This window comes from Polaromonas sp. P1_F2, assembly GCF_056405735.1.
The window spans coordinates 38,163-52,328 of sequence record NZ_JBFUBN010000016.1; the positions used below are offsets into that span (position 1 = coordinate 38,163).

The 14,166-nt window shown below is 68.9% G+C and carries 8 protein-coding genes; 4 read left to right on the forward strand and 4 right to left on the reverse strand.

Going from position 1 to position 14,166, the window contains the following annotated elements:
• Positions 1 to 2 precede the first annotated feature (2 nt).
• Genes AC1D0O_RS23260 through glnE form a run of 4 tightly spaced genes read right to left on the reverse strand, consistent with a single transcriptional unit; the run spans position 3 to position 6,304 of the window.
• On the reverse strand, positions 3 to 1,184 hold the full coding sequence (locus AC1D0O_RS23260) for an efflux RND transporter periplasmic adaptor subunit (protein ID WP_477655850.1): 1,182 nt from the start codon (positions 1,182 to 1,184) through the stop codon (positions 3 to 5).
• 25 nt (positions 1,185 to 1,209) lie between these two features.
• Positions 1,210 to 2,742 (reverse strand): efflux transporter outer membrane subunit, encoded by a 1,533-nt coding sequence (locus tag AC1D0O_RS23265; protein WP_477655851.1) that lies wholly within the window; start codon positions 2,740 to 2,742, stop codon positions 1,210 to 1,212.
• Complete coding sequence (locus AC1D0O_RS23270) at positions 2,729 to 3,487, reverse strand: CerR family C-terminal domain-containing protein (protein ID WP_477655852.1); 759 nt, start codon at positions 3,485 to 3,487, stop codon at positions 2,729 to 2,731. Before AC1D0O_RS23270 ends, AC1D0O_RS23265 begins: the two co-directional genes overlap by 14 nt.
• A gap of 45 nt (positions 3,488 to 3,532) precedes the next feature.
• Positions 3,533 to 6,304 carry a bifunctional [glutamate--ammonia ligase]-adenylyl-L-tyrosine phosphorylase/[glutamate--ammonia-ligase] adenylyltransferase gene (gene glnE, locus AC1D0O_RS23275; RefSeq protein WP_477655853.1) on the reverse strand — a complete coding sequence of 924 codons (2,772 nt, stop codon included), beginning with the start codon at positions 6,302 to 6,304 and terminating at the stop codon, positions 3,533 to 3,535.
• 73 nt (positions 6,305 to 6,377) lie between these two features.
• Here glnE and AC1D0O_RS23280 point away from each other — a divergent pair, with 73 nt between their 5' ends.
• The 4 genes from AC1D0O_RS23280 to AC1D0O_RS23295 are packed head-to-tail and all read left to right on the forward strand — an operon-like array spanning position 6,378 to position 14,156.
• Positions 6,378 to 10,613: a YhdP family protein gene (locus tag AC1D0O_RS23280; protein ID WP_477655854.1), complete on the forward strand. Its 4,236-nt coding sequence runs from the start codon at positions 6,378 to 6,380 to the stop codon at positions 10,611 to 10,613.
• A gap of 2 nt (positions 10,614 to 10,615) precedes the next feature.
• Entirely contained in the window at positions 10,616 to 11,422 is an 807-nt protein-coding gene (locus AC1D0O_RS23285; RefSeq protein ID WP_477655855.1) for a carbon-nitrogen hydrolase family protein, read from the forward strand.
• Positions 11,423 to 11,435: 13 nt separating this feature from the next.
• Positions 11,436 to 13,520: a two-component system sensor histidine kinase NtrB gene (locus AC1D0O_RS23290; RefSeq protein WP_477655856.1), complete on the forward strand. Its 2,085-nt coding sequence runs from the start codon at positions 11,436 to 11,438 to the stop codon at positions 13,518 to 13,520.
• Positions 13,521 to 13,529: 9 nt separating this feature from the next.
• Complete coding sequence (locus tag AC1D0O_RS23295) at positions 13,530 to 14,156, forward strand: response regulator transcription factor (protein ID WP_477655857.1); 627 nt, start codon at positions 13,530 to 13,532, stop codon at positions 14,154 to 14,156.
• Positions 14,157 to 14,166: the final 10 nt, after the last annotated feature.

Sequence of the window (14,166 nt, forward strand, 5' to 3'; positions counted from 1 at the left end):
CCTTACTTGCTGGCGGCCGGCGCCGGCTTGGCGGGGGCCGAGGCCGGGACGGCATCGCTCACCCTGACCAGGTCGCCGTCGTTCAGGAAACCCGCGCCGCTGATGATGATGCGCGCGTCCGCGGCCAGGCCGGACGTGATCTCGATCCGGTCTCCGGCCAGCCGGCCGGTCTGCACCTTGAGCTGGCTGATGCGGTTGTCGGCATTGAGCCGGAACAGGTAGTTGAAACCGTCGCGCACCACCAGCGCCGGCTGCGGTACGGTCAGTGCGGGCGTCTCGCCCAGCTCGAATTCTCCACGGGCAAACATGCCGGCCTTGGCCGGCGACACCATGCCGGCGGAAACCGGCAAGTCCACGTAGACCAGCGCCGCGCGGGTCTGCGGGTCCACGCTGGGGGCGATCATGCGCACCCGGCCCTTGAGCTCGGCCCCGCTGGCGGCCAGCACCCTGGCCGTCGTGCCGGCCTTGATGCGGCCCAGCTCGGCCGAGGTGACTTCCGCGCGCCACTCGAGGCGGCCGCCGCGTATCAGGCGGAACAGCTCGGTGCCCTGGGGCACCACCGAGCCGACGGTCGCGGTGCGGGCGGAGATCACACCGCTGTCGGGCGCCAGCACCTGGGTGTTTTTGCCGCGCAGCTGCTGCGCGTCGAGCACGGCCCTGGCCGCCTCTACACGCGCCTTGGCGGTCTGCTCGGCGGTGTTGTACTGGTTGATCTGCTGGTCGCTCAGCGCGCCGGAGCTGGCCAGGGTGCGCGCGCGCGCCGCGTTGTCAGCGGCGTCGGCCGCGGTGGCCTGTGCCTCGATCAGGCTGGCCCGTGCCTGCGCGGTGTCGGCCAGCACGCTGTCGCCCGAGAACACGGCCAGCACCTGCCCGGCCTTGACCTGGTCCCCGACGTTGGCCTGCACCTGCACAAGCCGCAGACCGTTGGATTCCGAGCCGATCACGGCTTCCTGCCAGGCCGTGATGTTGCCGTTGGCGCTGAGCTTGACCGGCAAGGTCATTTGTTGCGGCAGCGCCGTGGCGACGGTCAGGGCCGGCTTGGCCTCGGGGTTGACATCGCCTTTGGCTTCCGATCTGGAGAGGAAGAAGGCGGCGCCTCCCGCAAGCAGCACGGCAGCGGCGATCACGGCGATGGCAAAGGGAGTGGGCTTGAGTTTTGGCATGGTGTGCAGGGGCTCAGTCATGGTGTCGGATGATCGGATGGCGGCCTCAGGGCGCGGTGATGGCGGCGGGCGTGAAGGGAGCGGAGACCTCCGAGGCCAGGGGCGGCACCGGCGGCTCGGTGGTGGTCCAGCCGCCGCCCAGTGCGCGGTACAGCGCGACCCAGGCGCTGCGTCGCTCGCGCTGCAGCGTCACCACATTGCTTTGCGCGGCCAGCAGCGTGCGGCGCGCGTCCTCGAGTTCGACCAGGCTGGCCAGCCCGCTCTTGTAGCGGGCTTCGGTGCCGGTGAAGGAGGCGCGATAGCCCTGCGCGGCGACCCGCGCATCCTCGTTGCGTTCGGCGGTGCTCTGCAGCTTGACCAGCGCTTCCTCCACCTCCTGCACGGCTTTGCGCACGCTGGCGCGGTACTGGGCCGCGGCGTCCTCGTAGCGCGCCTTGGCGGCTTCGACGTTGGCTTCGCTGGCGCCGCCGTCAAACAGCGGTACCGTCAGCTGCAGCGGCCCGACCGTCCAGGTGTCGAAACGTTGCGTCGAGGCGCTGGTGCGGGACTTGGTAGTGAAGACCGAGCCGCTGAGGCTCAGCCGCGGAAAGCGTTGCGCGCGGGCGCTGCCCACTTCCAGGTGGGCCGCATCCACCTCGCGCGCCGCATTGAAGATGTCGGGCCGCTGGGCCAGCACCTCGGCGGGCACGCTGATCACCGGCGCCATGGACTCCTGCGTCAGGTCGACGGGCGCGCCGGCCAGCTTTTGCCGCAGCGCGGGCTCGTCGATCGCGGTGAGCGCCACCAGCGCCTTGATGTCCAGGTCGCAAAGCGTGCGCTGCTGGATGGCGTTGCCATGCCCTTCCGCGGCGCTGGCCCGGGCCAAGGCCGCAGTGGCGGGCGCCTGGAAGCCGGCCTTGGTGCTCAGGTCCGCGAGCCGCGAGGTTTCGGCCCGCGAGGCGGCGTCGGCGCGCGCGACCTCCAGCAGTTTTTCGCAGGCGCGCAGGCTGTAGTACTGCGTCGCGACTTCGGCGGCCATGGACACGCGCGCGGCATGCCAGGTCGCCTGGGCGCCTTCAAAGCGGTGCTGGTCGGCATCGCGGCTGGCCGCGTACTGGCCGAACAGGTCGATTTCCCAGGATGCCTGCAGGCCCGCCTCCAGGGTCGTGGCAATCGGCGGTACCGCACGGTTCACCGGTGCCGAGCGTCCGCGGCTCGCACTGGCCACGGCATCCAGAGTGGGCAGCATCGCCGCATCCGAGGCCACGCGTGAAGCCCGCGCCTGCTCGATATTGGAGCGCGCCGTCGACACGCTGGGGCTGACCGCTTCCGCCGCCATGATCAACTCGACAAGCAAGGGGTCGTTCTGCTGCCCCCACCACCGGGACAGCCCGGCCAGGGTGCCGTCATGGGGCAAGGCCGCGGTGGTGCCCGGCGCCGCGGCGGGCAGGGGCGCCTGCCACTGCGTGGGAATGGGCGCGGCCGGCATGCGGTAGGGGGAAAGGTCGGTGGCGCACCCGGCCAGCAGCAGCGCGCAGGCGGCCAGAAGCCCCAGCGCCGGCAGGCGGGATGGCTTGCGCCGGAAATCAGGTTTTTTCATGGCTTGCGGTTTTCAGGCGCGGCGTGCCGGCCGCGGGATGGTCGGGAAGGTGTTTTCGGCGCGCTGTTTCGACGGCGACCATGGCTTCAGCGTAAGCCACCAGGCTTTCGGCCCATTGCCCCACCGCGTCGGGTGCGCCGAACAGCTGGGGCCGGATCGCGTCCACCACCTCGCGGCTGATGAACATGTGGATCGCCAGGCCGGTGATGGAAAACGCCAGCCGGTGCACCTCGTCGTCGGCTTTGGTGAGCCCCAGGTGGCGGCACAGCACCGTCACTAGGGCCGCGTGCGCGGGCTTGATGCCCTTGTCGATTTCTTCGGCCCAGAGCCCGGTGGGCTCCAGCATCTCGCGAAAGTGCAGCCGCGTCGACAGCTGCACCAGTTCCCCCTGGCGCAAGGGCTCAAGGAAACCCGAGAAAAATCCCTCCAGCGACTGGCGCAGCGTGAAATGTGGCTGGTTGTACAGCGCGATGTCGTCGCGCGCGCTGCCCAGCGGCTCGGTGAACACGGCGCGGTAGAGCCCGGCCTTGTCGCCGAAGTAATAGCTGACGGCCGCCACGTTGGCGCCCGCGGCCTGGGCGATGTCGCGTATCGAGGTCTTGGCAAAGCCCTTTTCGGAGAACAGGCGCAACGCCGTGTGCAGCAGGTGTGTCCTGGCGTGGGCACCGTCCGAGCGCTGCTTGCGGGCTTCGCCTTCAGGGCCGGCGGCGCGCGAGGTTGTTTTGGGGCGAGGAACGGCATTCATGTGCCCGCATTAAAGCACATGAATCAAACAAATGATTGAATTAAATCAGTCGTTTGATTTGAAGGTGGAAATCCACAGTTGCCGGATGGCGTCGCACTCGGCCTGGAGCGCCGGTGGGCTGACCTGGGTCGGCTCCTCGTTGAGGCGCGCGTGGTGCTGGACGCGGCGCAGTTCGCGGTACGCGGCGGCGGCGCGCTGGCCCACGCCGGCCGGCAGCAGGCCAGCGGCCTCGGCGCGCTGCAGCAGGGAAATGTTGCCCACGTTGGAGATCAGCTCCGGATGCCGCGCGGACTCGGACAGCACCAGGAACTGCACCGCGAACTCGGCGTCCACCATGCCGCCGGGGCTGTGCTTCACGTCGAATTTGTCGCCCCGCACCGGGCGCGCGCTGCGCACCTTCTCGCGCATGGCGACAATTTCGCCGCGCAGCGCCACGGTGTCGCGCGGGGCCGTGATGACGGTTTCGCGCACCTGGTCGAAGCGCTGCCGCAGCGCATCGCCGCCGAGTACGCAGCGCGCGCGCGTCATGGCCTGGTGTTCCCAGGTCCAAGCGGTGTTGCTGCCGCGCTGCTGCTGGTAGCGGGTATAGGCCTCGAAGCTGGTGACCAGCAAGCCCGAATTGCCGTTGGGGCGCAGGGCCGTGTCGATTTCGAACAGGTCGCCTTCGCCGGTCTTGATGGTCAGCCAGTTGATCAGCTTGCGCACGAAGGCCGCATAGACCTCCGGGGCGCGCTCATCCTCGTCCTCGTAGACGAAGACGATGTCCAGGTCGCTGCCGTAGCCCAGTTCCTTGCCGCCCAGCTTGCCGTAGGCAATGATGGCGAACTGCGGCGTCTCGCGGTGCCGGTTTTTCAGGCGCTGCCAGCACCAGCGGGTGGTGATGTCCAGCACGGCTTCGGCCAGCGCGCTCAGGTCGTCGGCCACCTGCTCGACCGTGAGCACGCCTTCGAGGTCGCGCGCCAGCGTGCGGAAGACCTCCGCGTGATGGGCGCGGCGCAGCAGGTTCAGGCAGGTTTCCTCGTCGTCCTCGCCGGTGCTGCGCAGGGCCGCCAGCCGCTGTTCCACGTCGCGGGCGAAGGCCGCGCCGTCAAATCGTTCCTTGAGCAGCTCGTCGCTGGCCAGCTCGTCGATCACGCCGGGGTGCTGCAGCAAATAGCGCGCGGGCCACTTGGCCGCGCCCAGCAGGCGCAGCAGGCGCTCATGCACGGCCGGGCGTTCCAGCAGAAGCGCCAGGTAGCTCTCCCGCCTGAGCAGGGGCTCTATCCAGTCGATGATGCGCACCGCCGCTTCTTCGGTCACCGCGCCCTCGGCCAGCCAGGCCGCGGTGCGCTGCACCAGCCGCGTCAGGCGCGCGCGCGAATCCTCACGCAGGGCCAACACCCGGGGATGCTGGCGCCACAGCGCCAGGCGGGCGCGGAACTGCTCGGGCCATTGTTCGGAAAGCTGCTCCAGCAGGTCGTCGAGTTGCTGGGGCGGGGCCTTGGCCTTGCCGCCGCAGCCTTTGCAGTCGGGTTTGCCGCCCAGCAGCTTGTCGAACTCGCCGGCCACCAGTTCGCGGTGTGCGTCGAGTTCGCTGAGGAAGGGGCAGCAGTTGCCGTAGCCCAGCGTGTCCGCGATCCAGGCCAGGTCGTCGTCGCGCGTCGGCAGCACATGGGTCTGCTGGTCATCCAGGTACTGGATGCGGTGCTCCACCCGGCGCAGGAAATCGTAGGCCCGCGCCAGCGCGTCGGCCGTTTCCTGCGGCATCAGGCCCGCGCGGGCCACGCGCTGCAGGGCGTCGACGGTGGGGCGGGTGCGCAATTCCGGAAACTGGCCGCCGCGCACCACCTGCAGCAGCTGCACGGTGAATTCAATTTCGCGTATGCCGCCGCGCGACATCTTGACGTCATTGGCGCGCTCGGGATGGCCGGCGCAGCGCTTGGCCGCGTGCTCGCGGATCTGCCGGTGCAGAGTGCGCAGCGCGTCGAACACGTTGTAGTCGAGATAGCGCCGGAACACGAAGGGCAGTACCGAGCCGCGCAGGGCCTGGGCGGAGCCGCTCTGTATGCATTCCAGCGGCGCCACCACCCGGCTCTTGAGCCAGGCAAAACGCTCCCATTCGCGGCCCTGCGCCTGGAAGTATTCTTCCAGCGCGCTGAGCGAGACGGCGGCCGGCCCGGAATTGCCGTTGGGCCTGAGCGCCAGGTCCACCCGGAACACAAAGCCATGCTCGGTGGCGTCGCCGATCAGGCTGAAGACCGCCTTGACCTGGTGCGCGAAATATTCGTGGTTCGATATCTGGCCGCGCCCGTCGGCGCGCCCGGCGGTTTCACCGTCGTGGTCGTAGACGTAGATCAGGTCGATGTCGCTGGAGACATTGAGTTCGCGCGCCCCCAGCTTGCCCATGCCGACGACCCACATCCGGGCGCGCTCCTCGCCGGGGCCTTGCGGGGCGCCGTGCTGCGCATCGAGCATGCGGGCTGAATCCCGCATCGCGACATCGAGGGCGAGTTCCGCCAGTTCGGTCATGGCGCAGGTCACGACCTTCAATGGCGCCTGATCTTCGCAGGGGCCGTCGCAATCGAGCACCACCAGCCTCTCCATGACCAGCTGGCGCAGCACGCGCAAGGCGGCGCCGGTTTCCAGGCCCTGCGCCAGCAGTGCGTCCAGGGCGAGCTGCATGCCCGCGCGCACCGGCGCACCGGGAGGCAACAGTGCGAGCCATTCGGCATAGCGGCGGCGAACGCGCTGGACGAAGCGGGAATAGCCCGACGCGCCCGGTGCAGCCGGTCCGGCGGCGGAAGGAGAGTCAGGGCTGGCGGTCAGAGCAACGGTCATCACACTACTTCACAAAACTTCATGGTCCCCCGCCGGGCGCATACCGGCCCCGGCGGTCATAATTCTCAAGTCAATGGAGCCAACGATTCCCAGCCTGTCCACCCTGCCGCCGCGCCGCCTGCATTGGCTTGCCCTCATCCTGCGCGTCCTGTTGTGGCTTGTCGCCGCGGCCTGGCTGCTCTTCGGCCTGAGCTGGTTCGTGCTGCATGGCTGGATTGTGCCGCGAATCGGCGAATTCCGTCCGCGCCTGGAAATAGAGGCCAGCAAGGCCCTGGGGGTGCCTGTGCGCATCGGTGAAATCACCGCGCACACCCAGGGGATGATCCCGTCCTTCGAGTTGCGCGACGTCACCCTGCTGGACGCGCAGGGCCGCGAGGCCCTGAGGCTGCCGCGCGTGCTCGGCGCCCTGTCGCCTTCTTCCATCTGGGGGCTGGGTTTCGAGCAGATCTCCATCGACAAGCCCGAGCTGGACATCCGCCGCGCCGCGAACGGAAAAATCTATGTGGGCGGCCTGGACGTCTCGCAGGACCGGGCGGGCGGCGAGAGCGCCGCGGCCGACTGGTTCTTCTCGCAAACCGAATTTGTCATGCGCGGCGGTACCGTGCGCTGGACCGACGAATTGCAAGGCGCGCCGCCACTGGCGCTCACGCAGGTCGATTGGGTCATGCGCAACGCGCACCGCCGGCACCTGCTGCGCCTGGATGCCACGCCGCCCGCGGAATGGGGTGACCGCTTCAGCGTCAGGGGCATGTTCCGCCAATCGCTGCTGTCGGGCGGCGCCGGCGACTTCGACACCTGGACCGGGCAGCTGTTCGCCGAGTTCGGCCGCGTCGATGCCTCCCGCGTGCGGCAATACGTCAACATGGACACACTGGGCGTGGAGCTGGCGCGCGGCAACGGCGCGCTGCGCGCCTGGGCCGACGTGAGCAAAGGCCGGATCACCGGCGGGACGGCCGACGTGGCGCTGCAGGACGTGGATGCCCGTTTCGGCGCCAAGCTCCAGCCGCTGGCTTTCGAATCCGTTGCGGGGCGCATAGGCGGGAGCCAGCGCGCCAACGGTTTTGACTTCAACACCGAGGGTCTGCGTTTTCGCACCCGTGACGGCCTGCAGTGGCCCGGCGGCAACGTGACCCTGGTGCACACCGGCGACGAAGCCGGCGCGCCGCAGCACACGGAACTCAAGGCCGACAAGCTTGACCTGGCCGCGCTCGCGCAGATCGCCAACCGCCTGCCGCTGGATGCCGCCACGCACGGCTTCATCACCTCCTTCGCGCCCAAGGGGCTGGTAGAGGCCGTCGAGGCGCGCTGGCAGGGGCCCATGGCCGCGCCCAGCAGCTATGCCGCGAAAGGCCGGGTCGCGGGCTTGAGCGTTGCCGCGCTGCCGGCGCCGGCAGCCGCGGCTTCGGCGCCCGCGGGAGGTGCCCCGGCGCATCCGAAGCCCGGCAGGCCGGGCATCAGCGGCGCCGCGATCGACTTCGACCTCACGCAGGACGGCGGGCAGGCCAAGGTGAGGATCGCCAATGGCGCGCTCGACCTGCCCGGGGTCTTTGAAGACTCGCTGGTGCCCTTCGACCAATTGGCAGTCGATGCCCAATGGAAATTCTCGGGCCGGAAAGTCGAGGCGCAGCTGCGCAACCTGCAGTTCGCCAACGCGGATGCCCAGGGCGAGGCGCAGGTCAGCTGGCGCACCCAGGACGCGGCCGGCCCGGCGCCCGCCGCGGGCGCGCCCGACCACCGCTTCCCCGGTGTGCTCGATCTGCAGGGCAGCCTGAGCCGGGGCGACGGCACGCGCGTGCACCGCTACCTGCCGCTGGTGCTGCCCGACCCCGTCCGCCACTATGTGCGCGATGCGGTGGTGCAGGGCCAGGTCAGCGACGTGAAGTTCAAGGTCAAGGGCCCGCTCGAGCACCTGCCCTTTACCAACCCGGCGCAAGGGGACTTCCGGGTGTCCGCCAAAATCCGCAACGGCCACTTCGCCTATGTGCCCAAGACCATACAGCCGACCGGCGCGGCGCCATGGCCAGCCCTGACCGAGCTCGGCGGCGAACTGGTCTTCAATCGCGCGGCGCTTGAAGTGAACGGCGCCAGCGGCAAGGTTGCGGGCCTGCCGGGCCTGCAACTGGTCAAGGGCGAGGCGCGCATTCCGGACCTGACCCACAACTCGACGGTCAATGTGAACGTCGACCTCAAGGGCGCGCTGGCCGACGCCGTGGGTTTCGTCAACCAGTCGCCGGTGGGCGGCATGACCAGCCACGCGCTGGCTGCGGCTACCGCCACCGGTACGGGCGACTACCGCTTCCGCCTGGAATTGCCCATCCATTCGATCGACAAGTCCCGCGTGGAAGGGACTGTCACGCTGCCCGGCAACGACGTGCAGTTCTCGGCGGCCGCGCCCATGTTGTCTAAGCTCAAGGGCGTGATCAACGTGAGCGAAAAGGGCTTTTCCGTCGCCGGCGGCCAGGCAAAACTGCTGGGCGGCGATGTGCGGTTTGACGGCGGCCTGCGCTCGCAACCGCGTGCCACGGGCGGCGGCGAGACCGAAACCGTCACGACCTTCAAGGCGCAAGGCAGCGTCACCGCGGAAGGCCTGCGCCAGGCCAGGGAACTGGGCCCGCTCGCGCGCATGGCGCAAAACGCCAGCGGCAGCACGGCCTACACGGCGACGCTCGGGTTTCGCCGCGGCATGCCGGAGCTGACCGTCGCCAGCAACCTGCAGGGTATGGCGCTGAGCCTGCCCGCGCCCCTGAGCAAAACCGCCGATGCGGCCTTGCCGCTGCGTTTTGAAAACGTCCTGCTGCAGGGCTCCATGGCCCCCGGGCAAAAGCTGGAAGACCAGATGTCGGTCTCGGTAGGGCGCACGGCCTCCATCGTCTATGTGCGCGACCTCAGCGGCGCCGAACCGCGCGTGCTGCGCGGCGGCATCGCCGTGGGGCTGGAGCCGGGCGAGACCGTGCCGCTGCAGGAGGCCGGCGTGGCGGCCAACATCAACCTGGCCCATGTGGACCTCGACGCCTGGCAGAAGCTGCTGGGCGACTCGACGGTCGGCGGCACGCTGCAGGCGGCTCCGCCGGCGGCGTCCGCCGCGCTCAACCGCGCCGCCGCGAACGCCGCCATGAGCTACCTGCCGACCACCATGGCCATACGCGCCAAAGAGCTGGTAGTCGAAGGCCGCAAACTCAACAACGTGGTGGTGGGCGGCTCGCGCGAGGGGCTGACCTGGCGCGCCAACATCGACGCGACCGAACTCAACGGCTATGTGGAATTCCGCCAACCCGGCGGCATCGGCGCCGGGCGCGTCTACGCGCGGCTCTCGCGCCTGAGTCTCGAGCCCGGCACGGCCAGCGACGTAGAGGCCATCCTGAACGAGCAGCCCGCCAGCATCCCGGCCCTGGACATCGTGGTGGAAGACCTGGAGCTGCGCGGCAAGAAGCTGGGCCGGGTCGAGATCGAGGCTGTCAATCGCGGCGCATCGGCCGCGGCGCGCGAGGGTGTGCGCGAATGGCGGCTAAACAAGCTCAACGTGATCCTTCCCGAAGCCGTGCTGACGGCCAACGGCAACTGGGTGGCGCTGAATGCGCAGGCCGCCGCCGCGGCAGGCGCCAACCGTGCCGCCGCGCGCACGGCCGCCGAACGCCGCCGCACGGTGATGAACTTCAAGCTGGAGATCTCCGACTCGGGGGCGCTGCTCAAGCGCTTCGGCATGGGCGAGGTGATCCGCCGCGGCAAGGGCAAGCTCGAAGGCCAGGTGGCCTGGGTGGGATCGCCCCTGAGCTTTGACTACCCGTCCATGAGCGGGCAGTTCAACGTCAATGTCGAGTCGGGGCAGTTCGTCAAGGCCGACCCGGGCATCGCCAAGCTGCTGGGTGTGCTGAGCCTGCAGTCCCTGCCCCGGCGGCTGGCGCTGGATTTCCGTGATGTTTTTTCCGAGGGCTTCGCCTTCGACTTCGTCCGCGGCGACGTCAATATCAACCAGGGCGTGGCCTACACCAACAACCTGCAGATGCGCGGCGTCAACGCCGCCGTGCTCATGGAAGGCTCGGCTGATATCGCCAAGGAGACGCAGGACATCAAGGTCGTGGTGGTGCCGGAAATCAACGCCGGCACGGCCTCGCTGATCGCCACCGCCATTAATCCCGCCATCGGCCTGGGCAGCTTCCTGGCGCAGATGTTTTTGCGCCGGCCCCTGATGCAGGCGGCGACCCAGGAGTTCCACATCGACGGCACCTGGTCCGACCCCCGGGTCACCAAGCTGGACCGCAAGGCCCAGGCCGACAACAAGCCCAGCCAGGCTTCCACGGAGACACGCTGACCATGAAAGTAGCCGCTATCCAAATGGTGTCGGGCACCGGCATCGAGGACAACCTCGAAGTGGCGCACCAGCTGCTCGGGCAGGCCGCGGCGCAGGGCGCCGAGCTGGCCGTGCTGCCCGAGTATTTCTGCATCATGGGCCGCAAGGACACCGACAAGCTGCAGTTCCAGGAGACGCCCGGCCAGGGACCTCTCCAGGATTTCCTGAGCCGGTCGGCGCGCGAACTCGGGCTCTGGATTGTCGGCGGCACCTTGCCCATGGCCACGGCCGACCCCGGCCGCGCCCGCAACTGCTCGCTGGCCTATGCGCCTTCAGGTGAATGCGCGGCCCGCTACGACAAGATCCACCTGTTTCGCTTCGCCCAGGGCCAGGAAGACTACGACGAGAGGCGCGTGCTGGAGCCCGGCACGCAGCCCGTGCGTTTCGAGCTGGCATCGCGCGACGGCCATGTCTACACCATAGGCATGAGCGTCTGCTACGACCTGCGCTTTCCCGAGCTCTACCGCGCCCTGAAGGCCGACGTGCTGCTGGTGCCCAGCGCCTTTACTTACACCACCGGCCAGGCGCACTGGGAAGTGCTGCTGCGCGCGCGGGCCATCGAGAACCAGGCCTATGTGCTGGCGGCGGCCCAGGGCGGCATCCACGAAAACGGGCGCCACACCTGGGGCCACACCATGGCCATCGATCCCTGGGGCCAGATCCTGGCCGGGCGCGAGGAGGGTGCGGGAGTGGTGATGGCCGAAGTTCTGGCCACCAACCTGCAGGGCGTGCGCGACCGCCTGCCGGCCTTGCGCCACTGCGTCCTGTGAGGAGCGGCAGGGCGTGAAGTTTCCGCGCGTCAATGTGAGCCGGGCCAGCCGGCGCTGGGCGCTGTGGGCCCTGTTGCTGGTGCTGGTCGCGGCTTTGCTGGGCATCCTGGTCTGGCTGGCGGGGCGTTACGAATCCAGCATGGTGCAAAGCCGGCTCGAGCACGACGCCGCCGAAACCGTCACCGACATCCGTTCGGGCCTGACGCGCAACATCCAGACCTTCCAGGCGCTGCAGTCCGGCGAACGCTCCCCCGGCGCATGGCATGCGCCGGCCGCCGAAGTGCTGCGCGAGCACCGCGAGATCATGCGGCTCGAGTGGCGCGGCGAGTCGCTGGATGTGCTGGCCTTTGTCGAAACGCCCTACCGCAGTTCGGTGTTCGAACGGCTCGGCCGGGCCGGCATGCAAGCCGACGTGGGCTTGACCTGCACCACCGCCCGGCGGCTGAGCGGCGCGGCCTACTCCACCAGCTATTTCATGCCGCAGCGCGACGGCCTGGGCCTGGAGGTGCTGGACATGTGCCTGCCCATCGTGGTGTCCGGCCGCCTCACGGGCTACACGGTCGCCACCTATTCTCTGCAGGACATCCTGGGCGAACTGGTGGGCCGGCAGCTGGCGCGCGGCGTCGGCCTGTCCTTCACCGAGGCCGACGGCACGCGGCTGGCGCTGCACGGCGTGCCCTCGCGCGGCAACCGCATCTACATCGCGCAGCAACTGCTCGATTTGCCGGGCAACACGCTGGTGGTCCGGATGGAAAGCCGGCTGGGCACGCCGGCCCTGTTCCCCAACGTGCTGACGGCGCTGGTGACCGCCATGTCGCTGGCGCTGATGGCGGTGCTCTTCCTGCTGGCCAGGGACATGCGGCGCCGGCTCAAGGTCGAGCACGACCTGGGCGAGGCGCTGGCCTTTCGCAAGGCCATGGAAGACTCGGTGCTCACGGGCCTGCGCGCGCGCGACCTGCAGGGCCGCATCACCTATGTGAACCCGGCTTTTTGCAAGATGGTGGGCGTGGAGGCCAAGGATTTGCTGAACCAGAGTTTTCCTTCGCCCTACTGGCCGCCGGAACTCGCCGGCGTCTACCAGCAGCGCCAGGAAATCCGGCTGGCGGGCAGCAACCTGCCGCGCGAAGGCCATGAGTCGGTGTTCATGCGGCGCGACGGCACGCGCTTTCCGGTGCTGATCATGGAAGCGCCGTTGATCAACGCGGTGGGCAAGCACACCGGCTGGATGAGCGCCATCCTCGACGTGAGCGAGCAGCGCCGTGTCGAGGAACTCTCGCGCGCCAGCCAGGACCGCCTGCAGGCCACGGCCAGGCTGGCCATGGTGGGTGAAATGGCCTCGCTGCTGAGCCACGAGCTCAACCAGCCGCTGGCGGCGATTTCCAGCTACGCGACCGGCTCGCTCAACCTGCTGCAGGAGGAAACCGGCGCCGAGCGGGCGCGCGCGGCCGCCCCGACGCCGGCGCCTTTGTCCGAAGACCTGCAGCTGGCGATGCGCCGCATCGCCGAGCAGGCCGAGCGCGCTGGCAAGGTCATCAAGAGCGTGCACGACTTCGTGCGCCGGCGCGACCAGGTGCGCGAGGCGGTGCAGCCGCGCGCGCTGCTCGACGCCATCATGCCGCTGGTGAGCCTGCAGGCCCGCAAGCTCGGCGTGCGTGTCGTGATCGAGGTCGACCCGGCCTGCGAGCCCGTGCTGTGCGACCGCACCATGGTCGAGCAAGTGCTGCTCAACCTCTCGCGCAACGGCATGCAGGCCATGCAGGGGCAGCCGGAGGGCGCGCAGCCCGGTGGCGGGGCGCTCGCCGAAAAGGTGCTGACCCTGCGCATACGCCCCGCCGCTTCCAATGCGCACAGCCGCTGGGTCGAGTTCGCGGTGATCGACCGCGGCGAGGGTATCGCCGGGGATGTCGCGGAGCGCCTCTTCACGCCTTTTTTCACCACCAAGGAGGAGGGCATGGGCCTGGGGCTCAGCCTGTGCCGCACCGTGATAGAACAGCACGGCGGTTTCCTCGGATTTGAAGCGGCCGAACCGCAGGGTACGATTTTCAGTTTCACCCTGCCCGCGGCGCCGGCCCGGGACGGCGAATCACCGCAAGCCTGAAGGACAGCCATGGAACCGATTCACAATGCCACCGTCTACATCGTCGACGACGACGCCAGCGTGCGTGACGCACTGGCCTGGCTGCTGCGCTCGCGCCGCCTGCTGAGCGAGACCTTTGACAGCGCCGAGGCCTTCGACGCCCGGGTGTCAACGCGCTTCGAAGTGCGCTCGCCGTCGTGCGTGCTGCTGGACGTGCGCATGGCGGGCCTGAGCGGCTTGGCCATGTTTGAAAAGCTCATTGGTTACGGCTTGTTGCCGACGCTGCCGGTGATTTTCCTCACCGGCCATGCCGACGTTCCCACCGCCGTCGATGCCGTCAAGCGAGGTGCCTTTGACTTTTGCGAAAAACCGTTTTCGGACAACGCGCTGGTGGACCGCATCGAGCAGGCGCTCAACCATTCCGCCGCGGCGCTGGCGCAGCACAGCCAGTCCACCGGCCTGCAGGCGCGCATCGACGGCCTCACCGACCGCGAGCGCGACGTGATGCGCCTGGTGGTGGGCGGCCTGCCCAACAAGCTGGTCGCGGACCAGCTGGATATCAGCGTGCGCACGGTGGAGGTTCATCGGGCGCGGGTGTTTGACAAAATGGGTGTCAAATCGGCGGTGGAACTCGCCAACCTGCTGCGCAACCTGTAGCGCCGGAGGC